General features: G+C 60.9%; 25 protein-coding genes and 1 pseudogene. 19 read left to right on the forward strand and 7 right to left on the reverse strand.

Going from position 1 to position 26,732, the window contains the following annotated elements:
* Window positions 1-372 precede the first annotated feature (372 nt).
* The 3 genes from CH305_RS26990 to CH305_RS27000 form a co-directional block, all read right to left on the reverse strand.
* On the reverse strand, window positions 373-1,092 hold the full coding sequence (locus CH305_RS26990) for a hypothetical protein (protein WP_015586066.1): 720 nt from the start codon (window positions 1,090-1,092) through the stop codon (window positions 373-375).
* Complete coding sequence (locus CH305_RS26995; RefSeq protein ID WP_015586067.1) at window positions 1,089-2,003, reverse strand: ParA family protein; 915 nt, start codon at window positions 2,001-2,003, stop codon at window positions 1,089-1,091. Before CH305_RS26995 ends, CH305_RS26990 begins: the two co-directional genes overlap by 4 nt.
* A gap of 877 nt (window positions 2,004-2,880) precedes the next feature.
* Window positions 2,881-3,579, reverse strand: a complete 699-nt coding sequence (locus CH305_RS27000) for a hypothetical protein (RefSeq protein WP_015586069.1) — start codon at window positions 3,577-3,579, stop codon at window positions 2,881-2,883.
* A gap of 689 nt (window positions 3,580-4,268) precedes the next feature.
* On the opposite strand from CH305_RS27000, the gene CH305_RS27005 reads away from it, so the two are divergent.
* The 15 genes from CH305_RS27005 (at window position 4,269) to CH305_RS27075 (ending at window position 19,594) form a co-directional block, all read left to right on the forward strand.
* Entirely contained in the window at window positions 4,269-4,829 is a 561-nt protein-coding gene (locus tag CH305_RS27005) for a hypothetical protein (RefSeq protein ID WP_139278540.1), read from the forward strand.
* 9 nt (window positions 4,830-4,838) lie between these two features.
* On the forward strand, window positions 4,839-5,546 hold the full coding sequence (locus CH305_RS27010) for an SAF domain-containing protein (protein WP_015586072.1): 708 nt from the start codon (window positions 4,839-4,841) through the stop codon (window positions 5,544-5,546).
* A 3-nt stretch (window positions 5,547-5,549) separates the two neighbouring features.
* Window positions 5,550-6,374: a hypothetical protein gene (locus CH305_RS27015; RefSeq protein WP_015586073.1), complete on the forward strand. Its 825-nt coding sequence runs from the start codon at window positions 5,550-5,552 to the stop codon at window positions 6,372-6,374.
* Between the two features lie 32 nt (window positions 6,375-6,406).
* Entirely contained in the window at window positions 6,407-8,035 is a 1,629-nt protein-coding gene (locus CH305_RS27020; protein ID WP_015586074.1) for a CpaF family protein, read from the forward strand.
* Window positions 8,035-8,913 carry a type II secretion system F family protein gene (locus CH305_RS27025; protein ID WP_052047795.1) on the forward strand — a complete coding sequence of 293 codons (879 nt, stop codon included), beginning with the start codon at window positions 8,035-8,037 and terminating at the stop codon, window positions 8,911-8,913. Before CH305_RS27020 ends, CH305_RS27025 begins: the two co-directional genes overlap by 1 nt.
* The gene (locus CH305_RS27030; RefSeq protein ID WP_032364991.1) at window positions 8,910-9,833 is read left to right on the forward strand and encodes a type II secretion system F family protein; all 924 of its coding nucleotides are present in this window, start codon (window positions 8,910-8,912) and stop codon (window positions 9,831-9,833) included. The genes CH305_RS27025 and CH305_RS27030 overlap by 4 nt, the downstream gene beginning before the upstream one ends.
* 169 nt (window positions 9,834-10,002) lie before the next feature.
* Window positions 10,003-10,233 (forward strand): hypothetical protein, encoded by a 231-nt coding sequence (locus tag CH305_RS27035; protein WP_015586077.1) that lies wholly within the window; start codon window positions 10,003-10,005, stop codon window positions 10,231-10,233.
* 38 nt (window positions 10,234-10,271) lie between these two features.
* Complete coding sequence (locus tag CH305_RS27040; RefSeq protein WP_015586078.1) at window positions 10,272-10,697, forward strand: type II secretion system protein; 426 nt, start codon at window positions 10,272-10,274, stop codon at window positions 10,695-10,697.
* Window positions 10,694-11,152, forward strand: a complete 459-nt coding sequence (locus CH305_RS27045; RefSeq protein WP_015586079.1) for a TadE family protein — start codon at window positions 10,694-10,696, stop codon at window positions 11,150-11,152. Before CH305_RS27040 ends, CH305_RS27045 begins: the two co-directional genes overlap by 4 nt.
* The gene (locus tag CH305_RS27050; protein WP_015586080.1) at window positions 11,152-11,619 is read left to right on the forward strand and encodes a pilus assembly protein TadG-related protein; all 468 of its coding nucleotides are present in this window, start codon (window positions 11,152-11,154) and stop codon (window positions 11,617-11,619) included. Before CH305_RS27045 ends, CH305_RS27050 begins: the two co-directional genes overlap by 1 nt.
* 124 nt (window positions 11,620-11,743) lie before the next feature.
* The gene (locus tag CH305_RS29715) at window positions 11,744-15,406 is read left to right on the forward strand and encodes a LysM peptidoglycan-binding domain-containing protein (RefSeq protein ID WP_015586082.1); all 3,663 of its coding nucleotides are present in this window, start codon (window positions 11,744-11,746) and stop codon (window positions 15,404-15,406) included.
* A 115-nt stretch (window positions 15,407-15,521) separates the two neighbouring features.
* A complete protein-coding gene (locus CH305_RS27060) occupies window positions 15,522-16,145 on the forward strand; it encodes a hypothetical protein (protein ID WP_015586083.1) in 624 nt (207 codons plus the stop codon).
* A 1,060-nt stretch (window positions 16,146-17,205) separates the two neighbouring features.
* Entirely contained in the window at window positions 17,206-18,720 is a 1,515-nt protein-coding gene (locus CH305_RS27065; RefSeq protein ID WP_015586085.1) for a hypothetical protein, read from the forward strand.
* Between the two features lie 46 nt (window positions 18,721-18,766).
* Window positions 18,767-19,396 (forward strand): hypothetical protein, encoded by a 630-nt coding sequence (locus tag CH305_RS27070; RefSeq protein ID WP_139278539.1) that lies wholly within the window; start codon window positions 18,767-18,769, stop codon window positions 19,394-19,396.
* A gap of 9 nt (window positions 19,397-19,405) precedes the next feature.
* A complete protein-coding gene (locus tag CH305_RS27075; RefSeq protein ID WP_015586087.1) occupies window positions 19,406-19,594 on the forward strand; it encodes a hypothetical protein in 189 nt (62 codons plus the stop codon).
* Window positions 19,595-20,230: 636 nt separating this feature from the next.
* Here CH305_RS27075 and bcmE read toward each other — a convergent pair.
* Complete coding sequence (gene bcmE, locus CH305_RS27080; RefSeq protein WP_032364993.1) at window positions 20,231-21,499, reverse strand: thiamine pyridinylase; 1,269 nt, start codon at window positions 21,497-21,499, stop codon at window positions 20,231-20,233.
* 241 nt (window positions 21,500-21,740) lie between these two features.
* A pseudogene (locus CH305_RS27085) lies at window positions 21,741-22,447 on the reverse strand (transposase); the annotation flags it as partial.
* A gap of 284 nt (window positions 22,448-22,731) precedes the next feature.
* On the opposite strand from CH305_RS27085, the gene CH305_RS27090 reads away from it, so the two are divergent.
* Window positions 22,732-24,186 (forward strand): hypothetical protein, encoded by a 1,455-nt coding sequence (locus tag CH305_RS27090; RefSeq protein WP_141215921.1) that lies wholly within the window; start codon window positions 22,732-22,734, stop codon window positions 24,184-24,186.
* A gap of 34 nt (window positions 24,187-24,220) precedes the next feature.
* On the opposite strand, the gene CH305_RS27095 is transcribed toward CH305_RS27090, so the two are convergent.
* Complete coding sequence (locus CH305_RS27095; protein ID WP_015586093.1) at window positions 24,221-24,520, reverse strand: hypothetical protein; 300 nt, start codon at window positions 24,518-24,520, stop codon at window positions 24,221-24,223.
* A gap of 64 nt (window positions 24,521-24,584) precedes the next feature.
* Here CH305_RS27095 and CH305_RS27100 point away from each other — a divergent pair, with 64 nt between their 5' ends.
* The 3 genes from CH305_RS27100 (at window position 24,585) to CH305_RS27110 (ending at window position 25,867) form a co-directional block, all read left to right on the forward strand.
* Entirely contained in the window at window positions 24,585-25,127 is a 543-nt protein-coding gene (locus tag CH305_RS27100) for a hypothetical protein (protein WP_015586094.1), read from the forward strand.
* 177 nt (window positions 25,128-25,304) lie between these two features.
* Window positions 25,305-25,592, forward strand: a complete 288-nt coding sequence (locus CH305_RS27105; protein WP_230591632.1) for a type II toxin-antitoxin system Phd/YefM family antitoxin — start codon at window positions 25,305-25,307, stop codon at window positions 25,590-25,592.
* Window positions 25,589-25,867: a type II toxin-antitoxin system RelE/ParE family toxin gene (locus tag CH305_RS27110; protein ID WP_015586096.1), complete on the forward strand. Its 279-nt coding sequence runs from the start codon at window positions 25,589-25,591 to the stop codon at window positions 25,865-25,867. The genes CH305_RS27105 and CH305_RS27110 overlap by 4 nt, the downstream gene beginning before the upstream one ends.
* Window positions 25,868-25,888: 21 nt before the next feature.
* On the opposite strand, the gene CH305_RS27115 is transcribed toward CH305_RS27110, so the two are convergent.
* Window positions 25,889-26,653 (reverse strand): hypothetical protein, encoded by a 765-nt coding sequence (locus CH305_RS27115; RefSeq protein ID WP_141216543.1) that lies wholly within the window; start codon window positions 26,651-26,653, stop codon window positions 25,889-25,891.
* Window positions 26,654-26,732: the final 79 nt, after the last annotated feature.

A 26,732-nucleotide genomic window follows, 5' to 3' on the forward strand; every position in this document is an offset into this window, starting at 1 on the left:
AGGCCGCGACATCCGGTGTGTCGCCTGCCTGTCGTGCCACGTTCACATGTTCCTCCGCACCTCGTCCGTACCCGCCCTCGCACCACACATGACAGGTAGATCCGTCTCGATCTACCTCTGTGACAGAAGTGGCGAAATCTCTCGACATTGTCTCTGCGGCACCGGACACGACGAACACCCCAGCTCGTCGAACCGACCCGCTGCGCAAGCCCCTTCATCGATATACGCGTGACCTTGGCTCTTTTATGTGGGGAGCATGGGGAGCATGGAGATAAGGGCAGCTCAAAGGCAAAAAAACGCTCCCCACCGGAGTGGGGAGCATGGTGGGGAGCACGGTGGGGAGCCAGGAGCAAGACGCTCTGGCCCGGCGGATCAAGAGATCAGATAGTCCTCAACGACCGCAGCAATCAGCGCGCTTCGTGAGGGGATGAGCGGACTTGCTTCTACCTGCTCGTCTATCCATCGGGTCTGGGCTACCCACAGATGTGGACGCACCTCCACTCCCCCGCTCGCGACCTTCGGGCGGGCCAGACGCGGCATGCCACCGCGTGGCGATTCGACGGCGCGAGGGGCGAAGAGGCGAACCAAGGTTTCCGGGGTGTGCGCGGCGAAGGCATCCTCGACGATCTCGCCGTAGGACTTCTTCTCCCGCTGAGATCGCGTCTTCCAGGCCTCTTTGACCGTCGCGGGAACGTAGACCGCGATCGGGCGCACATCTTCATCACCGACAATCGCAGCCAACGGCTCCGCTGTAGCGGTGTCGGCCCCGGTTTCGGGTGTGGTGGCTACGTCCTCGGTTGCGGCAGTGCTGCCCCCGGAGGGCGAGGCAGATGTAGCAACCTCGGTCGGAGGCTCTGGTGCAGGTGCTGCAGGAGCATCCGGTGCAGATGTCACGTCCGGAGCCTGTACGTGCGGCTCGTCGACGGCTCTTTCGGCAGCCACGTCGGTCGAGCGTGGTTCCACTGCGGCAGGCCTGGCGAGGGAACCCGTTCCATTGCGAGGGAAAATGTTGGCGAGGCCAGATCCACGGGGAGCGGGCTTGTCGAATTGGTCCGCCAGGCTGGGTCGCTTCTTGCGATCAGTGGTGCTCATGCGGGTGCTACCTCTTCTGCGTGATCGGCTTCGGCAGCAAGCTCGGCCAAGCGTTGCAAGACCTCAGCTGCTAGGGCCTCGTAGTCATCCGCCAACCCGGTTGCATCCCGAGAGAGCAGAAGGCTGGGTGGTTTCACCTTGTCCCTCAGCGCTTTCAACCGAGCCTTCTTTGCGCTAGCAGTAGCGCCTTCGAGTTCGTGAGCTAGGAGCCCATGCCGCCGCGCGTCGGCAGCGGCGCTCTCCATGTAGCGGATTGTCGTGCCGAAGATGGGGGCAATGGTGTCAGGAATGGCTTGCGTAATACTTTCCCTCACCTGGTCCTGGAGCCGTTGTGACCTACTGCCGACCGCAAACAGAAGCATGCCAGCCAATCTCAGTTGCGGATTGTGCTCCCGGGCACGCGCGAAGCGCTCGGCGACGCGGTCGAGGCCGTCGAGGCTGCCATCGTCGGCGCGAGTAGGGATGAGAACGGACGACGTGCAGTACAGCACCGCATCACCGATGATCACGTCGCCTGGCGGGGTATCGAAGAGAACAATGTCGTAGTCGGGAACGATCGGGGCAAGGACTTTGTGGAGGATCTGCCCCAGCGATTCGCCCCCGCGGCTGAGCCTGGAGAGCATCATGCCAGCAACGTCGACGAGCGCAGGACCAGCGGGAATGACGTCTAGACCGGGTCGGACGTCTTTGATGATCGGGGGTTGTCCGCCTGACATCAACGACATCAGAAGTTCTTCACCGGACTGCTTTTCGTAACCGAAATCGCGGGCCAGGTTGCCCTGAGGGTCGAACTCCCCGACGAGAACACGGTAGCCGGCAGCGGCGAACAGGCCTGCGAGGTTGGCAACAACCGTCGTCTTGCCCACTCCCCCTTTACCTTGGGTGACTGCGAGGGAATTTGATATTGCCATCGATAGAACCTTCCTTCCAGAGTCCTGGATCCGCGTGCATCTATTCGAGCGCTGCCGTGGAGAAGCGTGACCGGGAGGCGTTCACGGTGCCGAATCGGTACGTGCGAGCGGCTCGACTTGTCCCGCACGCTCTTGTGCGGGCGGATGCGCAGGTTGTCGTGCGTGGTTGTGTGCGCGAGAGTACGCCCAGTCACGCACGTCAGTCAACACGGTCTAAGTCGCGTAACACCATGCGTATCAATGCTCGCACTCTTACGCGGCAAAACACGCGCAATAAAACATGTAGTGCTGCGCCCTAGTAACAGCGTACCAATACGCACGTTAAGTCGCATATCAACACCCTTGTTAACACGTGAAGAAACACGGGCATTGATGTGCTGACCAAAACGGTATTTAACCCGCGTGTTGACGTGCGGAGTTCTACCCGGTATTGCATGCGTAGTATTACGCGTATTAACCAACGGTGTAACAAGCGTATTTGTACGCCCTCAAACACGCGGTTTAGTACGCGATGAAACTAACGCTTTACTGTGCGAGGAGTACTACGAAGTGCTACGCCCATTGTGTTGGGATGATTGCCCGGTAGACGGTAACGGAGGTAGGGGAGCAGAGCACTGGGATGATGAACGGGATCGAGAGTGGGTAGTTATGTCGGATCAACAAAGCGTCGATATGTGCGAATCAGCGTGCGATTCGAGCTGCGATCATGGCCGCGACTCCCAATCCGCAGGCTCTGCTGGCTTCGCGAAGGCTCAAGCGAAGTGTTGAGGGGAGAGGTATCGGTAGGGGAGTGCGAGGATTGCTACGTAGTTCGACGCGAGCCTGGCACGAATTTCACATAAGACGCCAGGTCAACGGGGGACTGTTCGCGTTCCAATCAGCGTAGATCCGAATAGCTCTGACGCAGTCGGCGGCGGGGATCGCCAGGCTCTCCGCGGGTCGTTCGCTGTTCGGCTATCCGTTGTTCCAGACCGATCTTCGACGCCATTTGGGTGGCCCACAGCAGGGTGGCGTCAGGGACTGATTCTGAGAGTTCAACGGTGAGATCTACAAGGGTGTCTTCGAGCAGTGTCTCGGCGGCTCGGTAGAGGCTCCACAGGTGGCTCAATTCCCAACTAAGAATGAGGGGATTTCCGAACATCATGCGCTCACAGGAACGTTGAATGCGCCGGACTTGAGGGTTGCTCAGAGCTGTCGGATCGTGCGGGTCGGCCCAGGTCGCAAGGTAGCTGCTCTGCTCGCATGTCCACGGCAACAGCAGGAGCGCATCAGTCGCGAAAGTCCAGCTCTGCGTGTCGAGAACGTGTTGTGACTGTTTGAGGGCGCGGCCCAGGGCTCGCTGGCAGGTCGTGGTGTAGTCGGCGAGCGCTAGCCGACATCGCTCCAGTTGTGCCAGGTCGTGCACTGTGTGGAACTGGTCCTGTCCACGAGTGAATTCGGTGGCAACGAGCGCGGCCTCGGTGTCCCACCAGCGAAACTGGGACTGACGATGGAACTCGCGGTGCCATCGTAGGTCGTCGAGCGTTCGGGCTGCGACGCCGCTGCCTGGCGCGGTGGCGGTGTCGGAGAAGCTCATCGTTCAATGGTTGCAGGTAAATGGTGGTGTGTCACCACCCCTCTGGCATCAGTTCTATGACTGTGCCCACGGCCGAAGAGGTAGATGTGGTGGTTTTCCTGGTGAGCTCTGCATGGCGATCGGTTCAAGATCGTCGGTGAACGACGCTGCGTTGAAGAAACATTGGCGGCAGATTGTGGACACACATGAAAGCCATCAAATCAAATAGCACTGAGTCACGAGAACCACATCAGTCCGACATGAGTGTCAAACGATAACAAAATCGTGTTGTGATCACGTGGCAGTGATCATAATCCAACTTGTCTTGGAGTCAAGAGGCAGCGCCGAGTGCAGTTCGGTTGAGAGTCAGTCAACGGCCCGTAGAAGTTGCAGAGGACATTGCTTGCGGCACGGACCGTCAGGGGTCGGTGCCGCGCCGCGTTTGCTTCGGAACTGAACGAGTGCGCGATCGACTACCTTGTTACTGAAATGTTATGTACCGCGTGTTGATCACCACTGTTGTTGAGGTGGAGATAGCCTTTGTCCTGGTGGGGAGGGGATGGGGTCCTCTTGCGGGACGAACACGGGGTTCGTTTTGCAGGGTTCGGTTCGGATCGACGCTGTTCGCGGTGTCCGGGAGACCCGGTATATCTCGTACGTCGCACTCAAGCCTGCGACTCAGGTACACGGGGACATCGGAAGGATCGTGAGTGAGGACCGACAGCGCTGAGAGTGCGAACGTGCCGACATCTCCGCCTGCGCGACAGTCGCTCGGGGCAGCCTTCATGCCACCGCCGCCGGCCGGATCGATAAGTGCTATGTCAGCGGAGGTGGTGCAGTTGAGTTCAAACGAGGAGGAGACATCCTCTGGTGCAGCTGAATTGGGGCACGACGACACGATTGTGCCGTCGACGGTTCATCTTGCTGTCGGGGTTGCACACGGTCTGGCGAAGGAGAGCAAACGGACAGGGAGAACCCACGGCGAGGTGGTCATCACTGCTATCGAGGATGTCCACAGCGATCTCGAAAGCCTTCTGTTTCCGGGAGGCAAGGTCGGCGGAGGTCTGTTCCGCGCCAGGGGAGTAGGTGGGAAGCCGTCTGAGGGTAAGGCGGAGAAGAAGGGAGTCACGGTCGGGTTGTACGCCGATGACTGGGTGATCATCGATCAACTGAAAGACCAGTTCAAGGCCCGTTCCCGCAGCCACCTCATCGGAACTGCCCTCAAAGCACATCTCGGCCTCGACGCCACGACACAAACGGAAAGTGACTGAGCTATGCCCATGTTCGGCAATCTCAAAGAAAAGACATCGACCGCCACAGTGGGGGAGCCGCGCAGCGCAAGAGAGGCATCTCCTAAGCCGGGCCATGACTTCACCGAAGTCGTATCCACCACCAAAGTGCGCCGTCGACGGTCGTACTGGATCGCGGGAGTCGCCTTGATGACCGTCGCAATCGTAGGAGCGGTCTTTTTGGTGAACGCCATGCGCGCCACCACGACAATTCTGGTGCTCGCCCGCGACGTGCCACAGGGGGAGACGATCACCACCGACGACCTCAAAACCGCAGAGGTCAACAGCGATGCGACCATCGCGACCGTTCCTGCCACAGACAAAGCATCGGTCGTGGGCCAGAGCGCAGCAGTTCCGCTCCTGAGCGGATCGGCACTGAACCCATCGTCGTTCACCAACGCCGTAATCCCCAGCGGGGACAACACTTTGGTCGGCATCACCGTCGCAATCGGCAAACTTCCCGCAGAGCCACTGCTCGCAGGCGACAACGTCCGGATCGTCGACACTCCCCGAGATCAAGACGATTCCCCGGTGCAGGGTCCGGTCACCGCGAACGCACAGGTCGTTGCCGTGAAGGACATCCCCGAGACCGGACAGACGACAGTGGACGTTCTGGTCAAGAAAGACGAGGCCAGCTGGATCGCCGCCCGAGCCGCCACCAACCGCGTCGCCATCGTCCTCGACTCCCGGGAGCGCTGAGCCATGCTCGTCACCCTGACCTCGATCTCCGGCTCGCCAGGCGTCTCGACGACCGGCCTGGGCATCGCTCTCACCGCAGACTCCCGCAAGCTGCTGTACATCGAGGCCGATCCGATCGGATCGTCCCCGACGCTGGCCGGGTACTTTCACGCGCGCCGCCGGCACGACCGATCGATCATCCAACTGGTCGAGCCGAACAGGCACGGCCGAATAGGCCCAGCCTTCCAGCACCAAATAGTTAGAATCGGGCCGTTCGATCCAGAGGAGCCGACCAAGGCGCAAGGATGGTTCGTCCCCGGCCTGGTCAATGCAGCTCAAACGGAATCGATGAAGTCGACGTGGGGCCCGTTGGGGGCACATCTGGCGTTGTTGTCGAAACAGGGCGGCGGTGACCTGCTCGTCGACGCCGGTCGCCTCAATCTACGGTCCGGACATCAAGACCTGATCCGTCACAGTGACGTTATCGCCATAATGCTCAGACCGACCAGGACCGCAGTGGCAGCGGTTCGTGCTGGCTTGGGCCCACTACAGCAGCATCTGGAGAATACGAAGTCGCCGGCCAGCATCGGCCTCATTGTCAGGGGTACCGAGCCCTACAGCGCAGCCGAGACCGCCGCGGCGACCGGCCTCGACGTCATCGCAGTCCTTCCCGAATCACCGGTACACGCGCAAGTTTTTTCCGAAGGTGCCTCGCTCAGTAATTGGCGGCGACGTCGATCAAGCTATCTACGCGCAATCGACGGAACCTGGCAAAAGATCGAGCGCTTCCACGAAACGCACCAGCCCGTATGGATCGCCAACTCGCCATACAGCTCACAGCCCGCGTAACGAGCCGACAAGGCCAAAGGGAGAACACCCGCATGACCAACAACGCCCCCGACTTCGACTACGACGAGCGACCAGCCCTACCCGACCTACCGATGTTTGCCGCCGATCCGATCATCCTCGACGATGGCGACAACGAGATAACTCGTTACAGGAGCGGGCAATACGGCTCCTCATCTGCAGGTCTGCTCGCCGCAGCCGGCAAGGACGGTCGCCACTCCCACCCGGAACCCGAGCGACTCGAGACGGTCCCGTTCACATCGCCATCACCATTTCCAGCTGAGCGGTCGGACGTCGCGAGGACCAACCACCAATTGGTCAAGCAACTGACCAAAGAAGCATCCGAAATCCTCTCTCTCCGTAAGACCCAACGAGCAGATCAGGCCCTCAACCCTGAGCTGGGCGTCACTGCCATGACCCCGGACGAGGAGCGTGAGTCGGGCAGGCAGATCGTCATAGATCTCGTCAGCAAAGAAGTGCAGTCCGCGATCGACACCGGTCACGAACAGCTGAGCGTCCAAGAGGAACAGACGCTGGTCAAAGCGGTCTTCGACACGCTGTTCGGACTCGGCCCACTTCAGCCGCTCGTCGACGACCCGAACGTCGAGAACATCCTCATCAACGGCGACAGCGTCATTGTGATGTACCCCGACGGGAGTCTGCAGGCACGACCGCCGATCGCGGACAGCGACGAAGAGCTCTACGACTGGCTCACCAACCTCGCGCAGCGCGCACCCGGTGGTGGACGACCGTTCTCGCAGGTCAACCCCAACCTCCGCCTCAATCTGCCCGGCGACATCCGCTTGTCCGCGATGGGCTACTCGGTCCGCCATCCCAGTATCGCCATCCGCATGCACCGCCACAAGGATGTGACCATCGACAAGATGGTCGAAATGGGTGTTATGCCCCAACTGTTGTCCGAGATCCTCAGCGCCGCAGTCATCGGTGGTGCCTCCATCGTGATCTCCGGGCCCATGGGATCAGGTAAAACAACCAACCTTCGTGCGCTCGCCAACTGCCTTCCCCTGCAAACACGGATCGGCACAGCAGAGACAGAGTACGAACTGTTCCTCGACAAACTCGACGGTCGCAGACCGTATGTTGTTGCAGCCGAGGCAATCACCGGCGGCGGCGAACGAAACGAGCTGACCGGAGCGCTACGCGGCGCGACGACGCTGTCCGACATCCTTTACCAGTTCGTGCGAATGCAGCTCGACCGTGTCATCGTCGGAGAGGTAGCCGGCGGCGAGATCATCGACATGTTCAAAGCAATGCAGATGGCCAAAGGCTCCCTGAGTACCACGCACGCCGAGCATGCCGCCGGCGCGATCGACCGCCTCGTCACCTGCGCCCTCGAAGCAGGAGTGCCGGTCGAGTACGCCTACCGCCAAGTGGCACACCACATCAATCTGATCATTCAGCTGCAGACGGACTACGAATTTACCGACACCGGCGAGAGGCGTCAGGTCCGATTCGTCAGCGAGGTCATCCATATCGAGGCCGGCGAAAACGCCATGCCCGCAGTAACCAAAATTTACGAAGGAAAGCCGGGCGGGACCGGCGAATACGGAACTTTGCCCCCAGCTTTGCTCCGCAAGCTCTACGCAGGCGGTTTCAGTCCGAACCAAATCCCCATCAACACGATCACAGGTGGTGGGCTCTGATGTACACGTTCACGGCCGTCGGTATCGTCCTTGTCTTTGCCGCCGGGATGTGGTTTTTTGCCAACGGAATTCGCGATCGCCGCGACCCGACTGCGCCGACACGCCACCGCACCTCACGTGCGCGGATTGCCCGGCGGACAAAATTACTCCTCGCCATCGGAACTGCCGTCGGCCTTGCTGCATGGCTCCTCAGTGGATGGTTCGTACTCTTCCCCATCATTCCGATCGCAGCAGTAGGCGTCCCCTACCTACTCGGATCGTCAGCCGCCGCCGACGACATCGAACGCCTCAATGCCCTCGAAGAATGGGTGCGCAACCTGACTGGAGTGCTCGCAGCAGGATCCGGCCTCGAACAGGCCATCATCGCAACGCACAGGGGAATGCCTCAAGCATTGCGTCCGGAAATTACGAGCCTCATCACGCGCCTGCGTGGCAATGTGTCGATCGACGAAGCGTTGCTTCGGTTCGCAGACGATCTCGACGATTCCACCGGCGACTACGTGGTCGGTGCACTGCGGCAGGCAGCTCGCCTGCGCGGCTCCGGACTCACCGCAGCCTTGAAGCGACTTTCAGAATCGGTGGCAGAGAACGTGCGCAACCGCAGAACGGCCGAAGCGGAACGGCAAGGGCCCCGCACGACCGCTCGCGGGGTCACCGTCATCACCGTCGTTGTCATCGTTGGGTTGTTCCTGTTCACCAACTACATGGACCCGTACAAACAGCCCCTCCTCCAGCCCGTTCTGTTCCTCGAATTCATCGGTTTCGGCCTGGTGCTCGGGTGGATGAAGCGATACACCTTGCCAGTGAAATACCCCAGGTTCATCGGCACCAAGGACCGCGACGCAGCAAACACCGCACGTGAGAGGAGCGCAGTATGAACAACTTCGAGCTCTGGGCGATCGCCCTTGCCGCTCTCGCCGCTCTCGGCTTGATCCTCCTCGTTCTCCGCATACTGCCGGCCGACCCAGCACTCGGCGATGCCATGGAACGACTGTCCGGTGCAGCCCCGGACCCGTACACCGTCGACACCCGCGGCGGTGACGACCTCACCGGTTCGGATGCCCTGTCCTACAAGGTCGGTGCCCGCTTCTACCCGCGGCTGCGATCGCAGGCGTGGTTCAGGATCCCGACCGCGGACCTGGCGATCCTCCGAGAAACTCCACAAAAGTTCATCGGAGACAAAATCCTTTCCGCTGCAATAGGTCTGATCATCGCGCCGATTTCGATCGCACTCCTGGCGCTGTTCGGCATGGCAGTGCCCCTGACTTTTCCCGTAGCCGGTTCCCTCGTCCTGGCGCTGGTGGGATTCTTCGCGCCCGACGCCGACGTCAAGACTCGCGCCGCTAGTGCCCGACTCGAATTCACCCGAGCATTGGCGGCGTTCATCGACTTCGTTTCGTTGAACCGAAGTGGCGGCGTCGCTGCATTCCAAAGTCTCGAACGCGCTGCCGCAGTGGGCGATAGCTGGGTGTTTCTACGTCTGGATGCCGAGCTTCAGAAAGCGTCCCTCGCCGGACAGGCACCATGGGCTGCTCTGTCCAATCTTGCAGCCGAACTGGCGCTGCCGGAGTTGGGAGATCTCGCGGACATCATGACCTATACCGGCGACCAGGGAGCGAGCGTGGCCGACACTCTTGCCGCGCGGGCCGGAGCGCTCCGCAGTGCCCTGCTCTCGAAAGAACAAGGCGAAGCAGGAGCCAAAACGAAGAAGATGGACGCACCTCTCGGCACCTTGGCCGTGCTGTTCATGATCATGCTGATCGTGCCGGCCGGAGTGAACATCATGGGCGGCGTCTAGACCGAACAACCCGAATGCGTTGTCATTCAACGATCAACTACCAAGTTTGAGCTGTGCAAACACCGATCCGTGCACTTCACCTGCTCGAAGTGTCCGGTCTTGGCGATAGTCTGACCGGCATCCAGAACCGTCATAACCAGGGCTTTTACATATCGAAGGGAAACGTCACATGGCAGCATCGCGCACAATCGCAAACCGGATCGCAGCAACCACCGCAACACTGTTCGCATTGGCACTGTTCTCCTATACCCGGATGACCGAGCGCGCCGGCGGACGCAAAAGCGACAAGGGCTACAGCATGGAGACCGTCGTCATCACCGCCGGCCTCGTCATCCTCGCCATCGCTATCGTCGCCGGAATCACCGTGGTTGCACAGCGCTACCTCAACCGAATCCAGTAACCCCACCACTCGCCCAACGAGACAGGGGAGGACCAGCGTTGCTCACCGACACACATGTACCACTACGCGAATGGCTCACCCGCATACGTCGAGACGACCGCGGCGCAGCCCTCGAAACAGTCGTGGTATTCGGCGTCGTCCTACTGCTCTTCCTCATCGCAATCCAGGCAGCTCTCTACGCTCACGCACGGACCGTAGCGATTTCGACCGGTGAAGAAGCTCTACGACAAGCGCGATCGCAATTCGGCAGCGCTGCGGCCGGAACAGCGGCGGGCTACGCCTTCGCATCCACCGCCGGCCCGACGACCCTTCGAGCACCCGTCATTGTCGTCAACCGAGGCTTGCGAGAAGCAACTGTCCAGATCACCGGACAACCCATCCGCCTCATCCCCTTCTTCTCCCTCGACATCAATGTCAGCGAGACGCTTCCCGTTGAACGAGTCACTGCCCCAGGAACCAGATGAACACCGCGAACAAACTGCGCCAGCTGGCAGCCGCAGCCAGAGCCGACGACCGAGGATCGGCCCTGCAGACTGTCATCGTCGCCCCCGCCACACTGTTCCTGATCGCACTGATCGTCACCTTCGGCGTTCTCGCGCAAGCGCACCAGAAAGTAGTCCACGCCGCGAACGAGGCCGCGCGTACCGCCTCCATCGCGCGAACGGCGTTCTCCGCAGCCCCCGATGCGCAAGCAGCCGCGCGAAACGACCTGGCAGCACGAGGGCTCACCTGTTCCGCTCTCAACGTCAACACCGACCTCGGCGGATTCAGAACTCGCCCCGGCGTCACGGCTTCCGTCTCGGCCACCGTCACGTGCGTCATCTCCCTCGACGCACTCGGATTCCCGCAAGTCATGGGCTCACGGACCATCACAGCAACCGCGACTTCACCCGTCGACACCTACCGGGAGCGCGCCTGATGACCGAAGCACTACGCCGGGCGGTGGCCGCCTGCACACGGCGAGACGCGCACAACGACGCCGGAACCATCGCCATGTGGAGCGTCATCACAGCCATGGCGTTGCTGATCATGATGGGTCTCGTCGTCGACGGCGGCGGCAAAGTTTACGCCAAGCAGCGCGCCGAGCAAGTCGCTGAAGAAGCAGCCCGCGGGGCAGGACAAGCCATCATCGAACCACTCGCAGTCCGCGGTACCAACGTCGTCGTCAACCCGCTGACAGCCCAAGCCAAAGCCACCAAATACCTTGCCGCAGCAGGAATCCCCGGCGTCGTCGTGCAGACCGGACCGACAACACTGCTGATCACCACCACAACGACCTACCAACCCCGTGTCCTCGGTTTGATCGGCGTCGGGCCACAGCAGATCATCGGAACAGCCACCGTCAACCTGAACCGCACCAACCTCGGAATCCCCGGCACACCATGACCAATCGACCGCAGAGCAGACGAGTCGCAGAACTCCACGAGAAGACGGAGGACGTGATTCGACAGCTCGCGGCGCAACGCTGCACGACCCCGGCCACCCTGCAGCCATCGGAAAGGACACCCGCATGACCACCATCCGACGGCGCTTGACTGGTTTGCTCTACCTGATCGTCCTACTCGTCCTCGTCGTCGGAATTCCGCTCGCACTGTGGACATTCCGCGGCAACCCAATACCGACGACGCTGCCCGATCTCGACCAGATCAAAACAGCTCTGACCACCCAAGACGACGGATCACTCTTCCTCGGATTCGTGACCTGGATCGGCTGGCTCGCCTGGGCCACCTTCACCTTCAGCACCGTCATCGAACTCGTCGCAGCACTACGCGGCATCAAAGCACCTCAACTCCGAGGCCTCGGCTTCCAGCAGCGAAGCGCCTCCGTTCTCATAGGCGGAGCGCTCATGCTGGTAACAGCGGGCACCGCCACAGCCCAACCCCTCACCGCCACAGCACTACCGCTCTTCGACGCCCCTGCCCACTCGGCACCGATCCAAGTAACGCAACAAAGCCAACCGCATCCAGCAGAAGCCCCCGCCCGCCCCATCAACGGGGAAACCATCACGGTGCAGCAGGGCGACAGCCTATGGAAACTCGCAGAACGCCACCTTGGCGATGGCTTTCGATACACCGAGATCAAGCAACTCAACGCCGACGTCCTGACCGTCGACGGATGGCTGCAACCAGGATGGAAACTTCAGCTCCCCGCCGCCGCACCCACAACCGTCGACGGGGCCTACACAGTTCGAGAAGGCGACAGTCTCTGGAGCATCGCCGAGCAACATCTGGGTGACGGACACCGCTACAAAGAAATCATCAACGCCGACGGAACTGCACCGTCGACAATCATCCACGTCGGCCAGCAGCTCACCGTCAACGATCAAACCGCCGAGACCGTCACGCCCGAACCGGGTCCGGTTGCTTCCCCCGACCCGGCCCCGGTTGCTGCCGCTCCTGTACCTGCTGCTGTGCCCGAACCGACCGTCGCTCCTGAACCGGCCCCGGTCGCTGCCGCTCCCGAACCGGCTCCGGCTGCCGCTCCTGAACCGGCCCCCGCAGCAGCGCCTGAACTGTCCTCCGCTGCACCTCTCCTGGGTGGCACCGACGTTCCGGAACAAGCGGAGATGGTTCCGGGCGGTGACGAACAGGCTCAGGCAGAAGCGCAGGCCGCTGCCGCCGCCGCTGCGAAGATTTTCGGCATCGAACTCAACAGCGCTTCGTCACAGCTACCTGCTCCGACAGCGGCGGCTCCTGAGCCAGCGCCTGCTCCAGCAGCCCCTGAGCAGGCAGAGGCCCCCGCCCCGTCGGCGGTTCCTGAGCCAGCGCCTGCTCCGGTGGCCGCCCCTGAGCCAGCAGAGGCTCCCGCCCCGGTGGCAGCTTCCGAACCTGCTGCTGAGTCCGCGGGCGCAGATGTTGTGGCACCCGGGCCGGCACCCGCTCAAATGCCTGCTCCAGCGCAGACGTCGTCACCCAGTCCTGCTGCAGCTCCCGCCCCGACTCAGCCAGCCACCCAGATCCCACTGAATACATCGACGACAGACCCGGTATATATCGCCGCCACTGCGCAGCCAAGCGATGTCTCCGAGGATCAGAACAGCACATTGTGGCTCGGTATCTCAGCCCTAGCGGCCATCGGACTGGCTGGGGCCTTCGGGCTGCGCCGGCACCGTCAACAGCACGATCGCCGCAGAGGCGAGACCCTCCCTCAAACCTGGGGCGCTGCAGCAGTTGTGGAAGAACAGATTCATTCTGCAGCGGACAACAACGTCCTCACGCGGCTCGACGAAGCACTGAGGACTATCGCCGAACACGCTCGGACACAGGGCAACGCACTGCCGGCATTACTCGGCGCATTCATCGGTCCCGATGCGGTGGAGCTAGTAATCCTTGATGACTCCGTACTGCCGGACCAGTGGCTCAGATCAGAGACCGGCACCTGGACCCTCCCCGCCGACGTCCGGATCGCCCCAGCACCCACCACAATCAGCCCGTACCCCACGCTCGTGACACTCGGTTCCACAGACGACCGAACCCAAGTTCTTCTCAACCTGGAAGAACTCGGCTACCTCGGCGTCTCAGCTTCACCAGAGCACGCCCGCGGCACTCTCCAGGCCCTGGCCCTCGAACTCGTCGAATCCCCGCTCGCCGACAATCTGCACCTGACGCTGATCGGTTTCGGACAGGAGCTCCCCGAACTGTTCGGCAACGGTCGAATCGAGCACACCGACCAACCAGGCGAAGTGCTGGCCAGACTCGCCCGACAAGCCGAACGTGACCAAGACACCCTCGTCGAACAACACATCGACAGCATTGCAGCGGCCCGTTCGATCTACGACACAAGCGAAATGACCGCCCCCGAAGTAGTTCTCATCGCGAGTCAGTTGACGGCCGACCAACAGCAATCACTCGATCAGATCCTGGCCGCCACACCGCGCGTGGCGTTCGCTGCCGCCAGCACCGCCAGCACCGCCAGCGAGAACACCCAGGCCGCGTGGACACTCGACATCGTCGACCGCAACACCGCAAGCCTTGTCAAACGAGACACCGACGGCGGCTTCGCATTCCAGCCAGCATTTCTCGAGCCGGACCAATATGAAGGCATTACCGCCTACCTCGCGACCGCCACACAGCCAGCTATCCCCACAGAGTCGTCCATGCACGACCCCTGGGCTGCAGCCGAAATCGACGCACACCTCACCGACGCCGAAAGCGCTGAGACCTTCCTCGACTCCGTCACCACGATCGACCCCACCGACCAGCTGCTGCTGAACGGAACTACCGCATCGGAGACCGCCCCCGACGTCACAAACGTTCCGACCTACAGCCCGGACGCCGCGCAGTGGACATCCCCAGAAGCGATCAGGTACGACGACCAGGCCCCACCCATCGCTCCTGTCGCTGGTGACGTACCGGCCCCGGGACATCTCTGGCTCCATCTTCTCGGGAAACCAGCAGTCACCACCCCGACCGGGGAGCCACCCAAGGACGGCCGTGAAGTACTCCTAACCGAGATCGCCGCTCTTCTCTCCATCCACCCGGGAATCAAACACGACTCCATCGACAAAAAGATCTGGCCTGCAGACAATTTCGACAAACTCCCTCTGGAGGATCAGCCGAAAAAGAAGGCGACACGACGCCAGAACTACCTCTCGAGACTGCGAAATTGGTTGGGAGAGACAGAGAACGGTGAGCAGGCATTTCCGAAGCACGGCGACCGCACCGGCCGCACCGGCTACCGACTGCACCCCGATGTCCGATCGGACTGGGACTACTGGCAACAACTGATCGACACCACTCCGGCCGCCGCCACCGATGCGGAATTGCGGACGGCTGCAGAACTGGTAAACGATCAACCATTCGCCGGGACACGGTCAGACCGTTACGGGTGGGCACGAAACCTACAGCAGCACATGATCTCGACCCTCGCGGATGCCCTCGAAGAGCTCGCCACCAGACAAATAAAGACCGGAGATCTTTCCGCCGCGCTCACCACCGCAAACCGCGGCGTCACCGTCGAACCGTTCCGAGAAGGTCTCTGGAGACTGGCGATCATCGCTACCCACGGGAGCGACGAGATCAGCAAGACCCAGGAGCTGATCGACCAACTGCTCGCGAACCTCGCCGACATCGATGTCGACCCAGAACCCGAAACCGACGAACTCTTGCGCGCCCTCGCGCAATTCCACAATGGCGGCAACGCCCTCTACCGGATCGGAGCAATAGCCAGTTGATAGCAGTCGCGTCAATCGAGGTGTCTGAAGTGTCCGGTAAGCACGTTACGGTCCAAACAGCCGCACCATTATCGTTATCGCAGTACAACGCACAGAACAACGTAGGGGGTCCACGATGATCAGCACACGACGTCGCACAGGCGCGGCAATCCTCGCAGTAGCAGCCGCTGCAAGCATCAGCGTCGCATGCGGGAGCGGTGACATTGAGGCGACCCCCGTAACGACCACCACGCAGCCGGTCCTCACGGGACCAGAGGGCGTCGAAAAGTCCCCGGAACAACAGGCGACCGAGCAGGCAACAGCAAAGGTGAATGAGTTCTTCGCCGTTCTCGCGAAGGTCGAGAGCGATCCTGCTGTAGACATCAACATGCTGGACTCTGTTGCGAGTGGAAAGATCCTCGATCAGTTGAAGGCAAACGTGAACCTGCGCCGATCTCAAGGAATTGTCTCCACGGGTGCTGCGACTGTCGCAGATGCATTCGTGACGGAACTGCAGGCACCAAAGGATGCTGACGGGAACCCAATTAAGGAAGAAGCGTCGGCAACATTGCGAGTCTGCATCGACAGCTCGAACTATGACCAGATCCGTCCGGACGGCACGAGTGTGCTCCCTCCTGACCGAGTCCGGCGGGAGCTGGGCAAGCCGACTCTGGAGAACGTGGCGTGGCCAGATTCATCAGGCTGGCGCATTGTTTCCGATGCAGTGACTTCTTCGGGTACCCCATGCGACGCACCATGATCGACGGTTTGGCAAGTAGGCAACTGGAATCCATAAGGGCGGTGGGTCATGCGTAAGCCGCTTGGGGTTATCGCATCAGTGCTTCTAGTTGGAGTGTTCAACGCGAACCCAGTATTTGCGCAGCCGGGGATCGGCACCGGAACTGGCGGTGCCTTCGGCGGAGGCTTGGGTGGTTCGACAGTTGTGGTCGAAGGTACGTACACGAGTGTGCCGTCAGGGGGTGGAACGACTGGATCCGCGCCAGCTGCTGTGGGCGGGGGAGGTGGTGGGAGCGCCGCGCCGTCCGGACCGCCGCTCGAGTTCGTTCCGTCGACTGACGCCGCCAATATGACGCTTGTTCGAAATGCTGATAGTGGTGCCCCGATGGCAGTGAACGTCGTTAATGATGACGGCACAACATGGTCCTGCGAAGCGGCCGGTCCGTGTGTTCAAATTCCGGACGTTGGGGTGCCGGCTACGCCTCCGGTGGTCGACGTTATGACCGTTGTCGGCCAAGCGGTTACGGCAATGCAGTTGGATCCGCCCGGAATAGGCATCACCCCGAACCCCGCAAACACAGGTGCTGTCGGCCTGGTTGGTCTACCCGGCTGGTTCTGGGTCGCTGACCCACGGGAATCGACAGTCGGCCCCGTGACCAGAACTGCAGCAGGACCGGGTGTCATAGTTTCTGCTACAGGGGTCAATACGTCCGTGGTCGTCAATTGGGGGGACGGATCCGTGCCGTCGGTGTGCCCAGGTGCGTTACTGCCCTTCACGCCGTATACCGATGTTGCACAAGGGCTTCCAAGTCCGACGTGCGGCAATATCGTTTATCACAAGACGTCCACTACCGAGCCCGGTGGGACATTCAAGGTCTCCGCGACATCGAATTGGCTCGTCACGTGGACAGCGACGACACCCAACGGGACGGTCGGTGGAGTCATACCCACGCCGCTGACTTCGCGTACTGAAGTTCGGATTGGTGAACTGCAGGTCCTGGTCACAAATTAGAGCCGTGCGCCCCCGCTCCTCGGGTGCGAAATTGAGTCACTCCAGGCTTACCGGTTTGTAGGCTGGTGGAATGCCTGAACGGTTGACTGTCAACGTCACGATGCCACCGGAATTGGCTGGGGGGCAAGTGCAGGCCTACCTGGAAGAGTTGGGGTTCGAGGTCGCCCACACGTCCGCGCCCGATGTGTGGGCGTTAACCGAGCCGGCTGCCAGCATGGACTGTGTCGATTTTATGACCGTTCGCACCCTGTCGGGTTCGGAAGCGGACGTCGATGACGAGCTCGTCGACCTCCCGCAAGACCCTTACGTCTCCAGGCTGGACCATGGGCGAGTCGTTGAGGAGCGCCTTCGCGCGATCAGACAGATGAGCGCGGGTGCGGTGGGATCGTTCCTGTACGGACTCCAGCTACCTGTCATCACCGCCAGCGATCGAGCCTTGTCCGCGGCAGTACAGGACGCGAGTAGGGAGTTGGCCGGAACTTCGGACGACGATGACGAGCATCCGTTCGACCGGCATGCTGTCCACGTTGTTCGCTATGGCAACGCCACGCACCGTCGGATCAGGTTTCCTGGTTTCGTGTTACGTCTGAATCAGGACCCCGAACTTCTCGACGACATACGACGCGGGCCGATCGACGTCGATGAGACCATTTTCGCGTCGGGATCGTCGATCCTGAGCAGTGTCTTGATTCCCGCGAGCCATCTCGGTCCGTTGTTGGCCGCACGGTCTCCATGGGTATGGGCGTTTCAAGCGAACAGGGTGTCGGGTGCGGTGATTTTCACTCTCGGCACAGATATTGTCGGGAGGTCTCCTGTTCCGTACGAAGCGCATCAGGTACTTCCCCGATCACCAGTGGGTCGCCTTCCCCAGCGGCAGGAGCCGCCGGCACCGGAGGCGTGGGGTGCGGCCGTCGCTTGGTGGGTTGCTCAGATGAACTCTGTTCTCGGGCATCTCCTGAACCCATGCCTGTTCGCAGATGCTGACGGTGACTACCTCCCCTATGCGCAGCAGAACCGGTTGATGGAATTTGCGGATCTTCTGCAACGAGTTACCTCGACGCTGCTATCGCTGCACGACGACTACGCAGCCGGAGTTCTGATGTGGTCAGCAATGGACCTGATCGAGGCGACCTGGCTTTCATGGGATCTCACGGCACTGTGCAAGCCCTCGGTTGCGGCGAAAGCGCTGCAGCAAGTTCGAGAACGTATGCCTGCTGATGTTCAGTCCGTCCTGCTTCCGTACGCGGCTTTTGGTGTGGAAGCGTTGACCGAAGTGGGGGACGGGTTCTTCATCAAGAATTACCGTAGGTCGGAGAAGGTAATTCTGAAGCTGCCCGGTGGAGCGGACAAATCCCTGTCACTCGATGACGCAGTGAGTCAGTTCATGCGTTTGCGCAGGAACACTACACACGGGTTCGACAAACCTGATCCCGTCCGTGACCGACTTTTCGCGCAACACAACGGCCGGCTGCCGGCGACACTGATGTACCTGCCGCTGCTGTACTTGATGTACATCATGTCCGATCCTGATGACCTGAGACGTCGTCTGCTCCGTCGATCCGCTCGAAGACGCAGGACGCAGTGAGAGGTGTTCACACACGTTGCCGGTGGTGTGCTGAGACAATATTGCGGTGAGTGTCATGGTGCGCCGGCTGATGGGTGCGGTGTGGCCGACGAGGTTCGGCGCAGCCGAAATTGATGTCGAAAAGGGGGCGCTAGCAGTGGAATCGAACGACCGGGGTGGGCGCGAAAATGCTTCACCGGACTCCGCTGCTGGCGAAGAGATGGCGTCCGAGCTCAACCCGGTGAGTGTCGAGCTGAATCCGGCGGCAATCGAGATGGTGCACGCGAGCATCGAACGGACGCTGGATTCTCAGGAACGCCGAGTGACGAGCATCGATCAGCGCGGGGGTGTGCTGCTGGGATTCGCGGGCATTCTGGTGGGGATCGTGTTGCGCAATCCCGCGGGGATCGGTGTGTGGGAGGTTGCGGGTGCTGCCCTGGCCGGTGCGGCGGCAATCATGGCGGCATTCGTGATTGCACCCAATACCGCGTCGGGGCTCAATCCGGAAGTGGTGTTGGAGGAGTATTCGACAGTCGATGAGACGACGGGCCGGTTCGAGATCGCGTCGACACTGGTGTCGATTTATCAGGTGACAGAGATGCGGCTTCGGAGCAAGCTGATGCGGTTGCGGATCACGACGGGTCTGTTGGCTGGATCTGTGCTGGTGTTGCTCGTGACGGCTATCATTCGGATGTAGGAGGACATCATGGCTACGGTGAACGAGCAGCAGAAACCTGATCGACCGGTGGGCTCGGCGAGCCCGGCGACGGCGTCGCGGCGTCGCAAGGTGGCCTTGCGTCCCAATCCTCGGCTGGTGGGCAACTACGAGGGCAGTTCCCGCACGATCGACGAAGTGCGACGCCAGATAGAGAAGCAGCAGGGGGCGTCGGCGTGACGGCCTCGAAAGATCAGAATCCGCCGGCGGGGTCGTCGGCTCCACGTGCCAGCGCGCGCCCTGTGGTGGTGGTCCCGACATCGGCTGCGGGTGATCGCACCATTGTTCGGGCAGCACCCAACGAGAGAGCTATCCGCAGCATCACTGCGGGGGCTGCACCTCAAAATGTGCGGTCCGCTGTCCGCCGCGAGCACTAATTTCGCGCGCACGCCTTTGCGCTGTGTCGTAGATGATCCAAAATTGGGCTAGCAGACGGTGCCAAACGTGTTCGTCCAGGTCGCCGATCTGCAGCGTCGACTGTGTCTGCTCCCGATCACGCTTGGCCGTTACCTGGGCAGCTGTGGTGATCGATGCAGCAGCGGGGGAGGGCTTACGATGCGGCCACCGACCCGCGTCGAGTGCTCGATGTAGTAGTCGAGCATCGGGTGAAACTCGGCAGGGTAATCCCTTAGCCAAAAGCTTGCACGGTGTTCGACGAATTTCGACGCAAACCCCGCGACACTCAGACAGCGGTGGTGTGGGCAACCGGACCGCATGTATGGATCTCATAGCGATACTCCATTGCCGCGTGTCCGAACGGCGAGGACCAAACGTGGCACAACCAGCCATTGCTTACGACTTTGCGACGGACTCCTGTCACGGGCGGCGAAGTAGCCCTGCAGGTGTGGAAGCGTACGCGGGGTCGTTGAACACGGCGCTGTCTTCGCCGACATGCTCCGCAACGCCAGCGGGGGGTGGCCCGAGGATTTCAGTTTTGATGCAGCCTTTGGTCGAGTCGAGCCAGGTACGGGAATCGGCCCCAAGTCGAAATGGATGGGCCATGTCGTTGGAAATGATGTTGCGCATGATGTTGTACACCGCCGAATTGGGTTGCCGGGCCAGGAGCTGATTCATCAGCGATTGCCGGGTGGGCACCAGGTATTGCGGTTTCTTTCCTGTTGGGGACATGCACTCGAGCATCACGTTGGTCGATGCAATCAACTTCACGAGCTGGATAGCCGTTGCTCGCTTTTCCTGGGCGATGGCCACATTGACGGAAAGTGCGTCGGTATAAAGCGGTATCCCCACTTTTTCGATAGGTTCGGAGCTCAGCGGCATGACTGAATAGGTCGAGGCGTCGACGTTGTCGATGAAGTGGAAGATTTCGGTCAAGCCTACGAAGGCTCGACCGATCCGCTGGTTCCATTTCGTGATTCGGTCGTAGCCCGAGTCGGGATATGTCGCCTGGGCGTACCCGGCGATGTTTCGCAGCACCTGCATGTCGGCGAGGCCTTGCTGATCGAGTCCTGGACAGGGGGGAAGGGCGGGAGTGAGCGGAAACTGGCCCGACTCCTCCATGACGGCCTGCTCGTACATGCACGCGACGGTCGTTCCCCCAGTAAAATCCAACAGCATGCCTTGACCCTGCGCGGGCCAGACTGCTTTCGGATCCCCGTCGCCGAGGATTTTGTGTAATTCTTCGACAGTCATCCCCGGCGCACCCAGTGCTGCGTCAGTGAGACGGCGAATCAAAATTTGCATGCACCCTAAATACGGTATTCCTTGATACTCCGAGGATTCCGTTTTCAGCGATGCGAGAGACCACGGGTAAAAGTCTGCGGTGCCGTCGATATCGAACTCGACACAGAACTGACGCATGTGATCAGCGAAGATGCAGTCGTAGGCAAAAACGTCCACAGTGGACGGCGGATCGCCTTTGTAACAGTCGTAGGTGTAGACGAAATTGAGAGCGACATCCGGTTGGACGCTGTGCCACGCGGCTCTGATGGTGGACTCGAACCATTTCGGTTCGGGCGTGTACGGGTACAAGGCGACGTTCAACGTGGATGCGTCGCTGGCTGGAGGTGGCTGGTTGGTGGGGCCGGAATCCTTGTTCAAACTGCGTCCGAACTCGGTACTGGTCACTGCACACTTCCCGTCATCACACTGTCTGCAGGGGAACGGCGATTGCCTCATACAGTCGCATGATTTTCCGAAAGTGGCAAGGATCACATTTACTTACCCTCGATCCACGGACTGAGGTGACCCACTGTGGTCGATGACCGAATTGTGGGGTCGGGACTGGTTGGGCGTGTTTCGTCCGCTGGTCTACCCAGCATTTCCACGATTGTCGTTGCTCGGGCCGAGTCGGCGGGTCGGGTGAGGATCAGGCGGGTGTGGGTGGGCTGATGCCAATGATGTTGCGCCATAATTGAAGCCACGCATCGAGCCACGGCCAGTGTCGCGGCAGGTGCAGTGTGGGTGTGCGTTGTGGCCGCACGAAACGCGCGGCAATGTTGACGATTTGCGCCGTAGCGTTATTCCGCGAGCTTTCGCGTGACGCCCGCCGGAGACGGTTCCGGCGGCGCGCAGCAGGTTGTGGGCGATCGCTGCGCACTGCACCCAGGCAGAGCTCGCGCCAAACGATCCTGACGGCATGTGCGCGAGCGGTCCGTCGATCAGATCCGAGAACACAGTCTCGATGACCGCGTGTGCACGGTGGACGACATCTGCGGTCGTCGTCGGCAGGGTGCTGTTGGTAAAAAACGGGTGATACCGCCACACCGGAAACAATGCATCGCGGTAGCGGGCGTCTTTGACCCGCCGCACGATCAACCGTGCAGAAACAGGATACGCGGTGGAAGAGAAAGCGGTGAACGATGTTTCGGCGACCTCGGCGTCGGAGATCCAGCCGTCGGTGTCGGGGTCGCGGACCGCTCCCGGGTAGCGCACGGGCGTCCACGCGGTGTCAGGGATGGAGGCGATCGCTCGTTGGACGATTCGGTTCTTGATCAGTACGAACGAGAACTTGATGCAGGCGCGTACGACGCGGCTGTTGCCGTAGGCGGAGTCGCCGCGGACCATGATTTTCCCGCTGGCGAGACTGGATGTCGCAGCTCAGCCCTAGTCATCCGGGCGAGCACGGGTGGCCCATTCTAAGTCGACTCTCAGCCCGGTCGCCTGCCCTCCGTACGATCAAGGGGGTGCTGACCGATCCACTGCCGAATTCCGGCTCACTTGAGCGCTATGAGGCTTTGCCCACGATTCTCCAGCTGAGGAGCTACCTCTCGGAGATCCAGGCGGAGCCGACCGAGTGGATCTCGGTTCTACGGAATCGAGGGAGCGGAATCAAGTACAGCTCGCTTCAACCTCTTCTGGTGGCGACATCGGACCAGCGCAAATTCCTCGCCACTACCGATTGGTCCATCAACGACCTCGGCGAGCCCAGTTACAGCTCTGATCGCCTCCCGGCCTTCCGCGACGGCTTGACCTCCAACCCTGATGGCTACGACCTTCATCTGTTCGTCAACGTGTCCTGGGTGCCATCGGCAACCACAGAACCCGTTATCGAATTCACGCCGTCGTTCGTATGGTGGTTGGGCCTGATCACGCGATCGAACGAGACAATGTATCGAACTAATCACGCGGGCCGCGATGAGGAGGTCGTCGAGATCGTCAGACCGAATCCTGGTGAATACGAGGTTCGAGTCAATGCACGGCACCTCCGAAAGTATCTCGCGGCCCGGAGCATGAGCCTGGTGATCCAGCACGCCCATTCTCGGGCTGACGACAGCGTGCATGAAGCTCGGATCGACCTTGAGATTCGCACCAAAGACGCAGCGTTCGCCTACACGGCGTGGGACGCGTATCGGGGGCCTGGTTTCGTAGCGCAGTTGGTTGGGAAACAGGCAGTTTTGCCGTTCGCGTCCGCTGGCGAGCACCCCGACGATCTGCAAAGGCCTGAGCGGTTTCAATCGTTCATCGTTGACATCGACCCCTCGACCGGCGACGAGGTTCGTTTGAGTTGCGAGCGCGATGAAGCGAACTACCTCACCCCAGTCTTCTTCGACACGGATGTTCTGACCCGATACCGCGACAACCCAGACCGCTACACGGTGCTGCGGACCGATGTCTCGTGCCACGGTCGGTGGGCCATCGATGTCGACATCAACGGTGCCAACCTCGTCCAGGTGTGGCTGGGACACCTCATCCGGCTACCCGAGACCGAGCGAGAGCACTGGCTCACACACAACGTCCCGCCGAACGGTGGAATAACCATCACACGTAGCGTGCGGGACCTAGCGGGCCAGTGGGTAGAGGACGAACGCCCTGACCCTGCTCGGCTGAGACGAGCTAAGGCAGAACTCATCGAGGCGTTCACTGGCTACTTCGGTGAGTCGTTGTACAAGCAACTCGGCCCGGCTGACCTCCGTGCGTTCGATGCCTTGGCATTGTGTACCAATCCAACCGAAGGCCAAAGCGACAACGGTGTCATGGTTCTGTCGAAAGGGATCGTGGATGCACTCGATGTCAAGACTCTTCGAGAGTCCTCGGGCGCGGACACGAATAGTCCTTCGCTTGCCTGCCTACAGCTACTCGTCGAGAACTTGGGTGCCGACCCGAATGGTCTCGTCGGACCCCTACGCCAGCTTCAGGGAATCCGATCGGCAGGCTCGGCCCACATGAAGGGCACGAAATTTACGACTGCGCTGTCGGCCGCAGGACTGAATTCTCTTCAGCCGGACAAACAATTCGAGACAATCGTAGATCGGGTTACGATGGCTCTGCAGGGCTTGTCCGAGCTGTTCCGAAGGACGCCCCCGCAAGTGTGATGGTGCCGGTCATTTTGTTCCAGTCTCGCTCTGATCATGGGTTCGCATTGATCTCACCCCACGCGTCTAACGCGTGTTGGTAGGTCGCCACAGCACCCGATTCAGTCGGAGCATCGCAGAGCGCGATCGCAGCCCTGGCAAGCGACGCGAGCGCAAGATCTCCCAGATCCAAGATCGCGTCGTCGCCATGACTGAGCAGAGTAAGCATCGTGGTAGCCATCATCTTCGGATGTTCCAGGACTTCAGCGGGCTGAGGCTGGCCCAACTCGATCAAGGCCAGCGCTTCGAGAAACATCGGTACAGCGAACGCCACCCTCGGATTGATTGCGCTCATAGCGTGAAGGTTAGCAATCGGCCGAATACCGGATGTTCTGGAGAATCTCTGAGACGGTGGAGGTATGACATCGAAACGTACCTCCGCCGGCGACAAACGCGCCCGCAAGGTCCAGCAACGTCGAAAGCGACTTGCACAGCAAGGGGTCTCACGTGAGCAGCACGCTGCGCTGGTGCTCGAGCGCAGCGGTGATCCCTCGTTCGTGCAACGGCGCACCAACGCCGACGGTGGGCGCACTCTGTCGTGGAGCAAGGACATGGTGGGTGGTGCGGAGCTCAACGACTCTCTCGAAGAGCAGCGACAGGCGTTTCGGGACAAGTTCGGCCGAGATCTCGGGCCGAACGATCCATTGTTCTTCGACCCAGCTGCTGACACGCCGCAGGAGATCAGTGAGGAGAACTTGTTGGCGGACGTGGACTCCCTGATCGACAAGGCCCGCGAAGCAGGGGAGAACCCCGCCTACTTCCAAGCATGGCGCGACACCGGGTTCTTGCTCACCGAACACAACATGCATCTGTTCTCCGCGTCGGATATCGACGAATGGAACGCGGCGCTCGAACGGCATTGGGACGAAGCGGCATTCGGGCCGTTCGACGATGCATCTTAGGACCTACGGCATGTTCGGGCGGCTGCAGCGAGTCCGAGAGCGGTGGTGAAATTCCCACGCCGCTGACCGCGCGCACTGAAGTCGGATGGGCGAACTTCGGGTTTTGGTCACCAGTTAGTGCTGTGTCGCGTCGAACGGCAATTGCACCCTCGCACTATTTGCGCTCTAATTATGTACATGACTACTTTGCCGGTCGCGGATGCGCGTGCGCGTCTGTCCAAGATTGTGGACGATGCAGAACAAACCCACGCCCGGTATGAGATCACCCGTAATGGGCACCGGGCTGCTGTGTTGCTCGCTGCCGACGATTTCGATGCGCTGCAGGAGACCATTGCAGTGCTATCGGATCAGGAACTGCTGACATCTCATCTTCGGGGCGTGGCGGAGCTGCCTGAGGGTGACAGTCTCGATGCGAAGGAGTTGGCCGAGGTCATGCGGGTCGCTGGCCGGTCTACCCGCGCGTGAGTGAGCCTGAAGCGCCGTATCGGCTTGTGATTGCTCGATCAGCGTCTCGCGCTATCAGTCACACTCTTCCCGAGAAGGTCGCCGCTGCGGTGTACGAGTTCATCACCGGAGCATTGCTGGAGAATCCGCAGCGGGTCGGGAAGCCCCTGGCCCCGCCGCTTTCGCCCGCCTACAGCGCCCGCAGAGGCACCTACCGGGTTCTCTATCTGATCGACGCCGGGCAGCGCATCGTGCAGGTCACCGCGATCTCACACCGGTCAGATGCCTACCGCTGAGAAGATTGCGTAGCTACCGGATTATGTTGCGGAGATCAAGCCTCGTAGGCGTAAGGCTTCCACCAATGGTGGGTGGGTCGCGGTCTCCATCCAACCAGATTTTCGGTCCGCCTTGCTGCCGAGTGAGTCGGATACTGCGCTTCGCAGAATTCGGAGGGCATCTTCGATCGCCTCGCGATCGGCGTGATCGCGATCGAACCAACTCATGTCCGCGCCGATGACTCGTTCGTACTGCACCAGGGCACCATCCTTGTTCACTCCCGCTGTCTCCATCAGATCTAGTGAACCGATCGAGAAGACCAGAGCCCGAGTGATCGTTGTCGGCATTCCGCGCCGGTTTGCTTGGTAGACGGTCGGATCGACAATCCGGCCCATTGCCGGAATCCACAACACTAGGTGTCCTGTCCACCATGTGTCCGACTCCCATTTCGGTGTGCGGCTTCCCAGCTCCACCCACTGCTCGTCCGACCACGCCACCTGCCCGTACACGACCAACGGCTCAGCCTCGATCCCGTAGTCACGCAATGCCGGAATCAGGCAACGCACCGCAGCAATGCAGGTGCCGGAAAAACCGCCCTCGGTGTAGGCCTGCCAAATCTGGCAATGCCGGTCGATGATCTGCACTTCTGCCGGTGCAGTCACGCCAGGATTCGCAGGGGGACGGATCCCCGCTACCGGTGGTGTGACGTACCCGGCCCGCTGCGCCCATTCTGGCAATGCAGCGGCTCCCGGACCGCTACGCGATCGCCCTGACCCCTTGCCTGCACCCTTGCGTTTCTTGCTCACCGGTGACATTTAGACGCTCCCAACCCACCTCGACTCTCTGCCCCGTCGCAGGAGTTTCGCGTCCCGACCGTACCGGCCA

It is taken from the genome of Rhodococcus sp. 15-649-2-2, assembly GCF_002258645.1.
Taxonomy (GTDB): domain Bacteria; phylum Actinomycetota; class Actinomycetes; order Mycobacteriales; family Mycobacteriaceae; genus Rhodococcoides.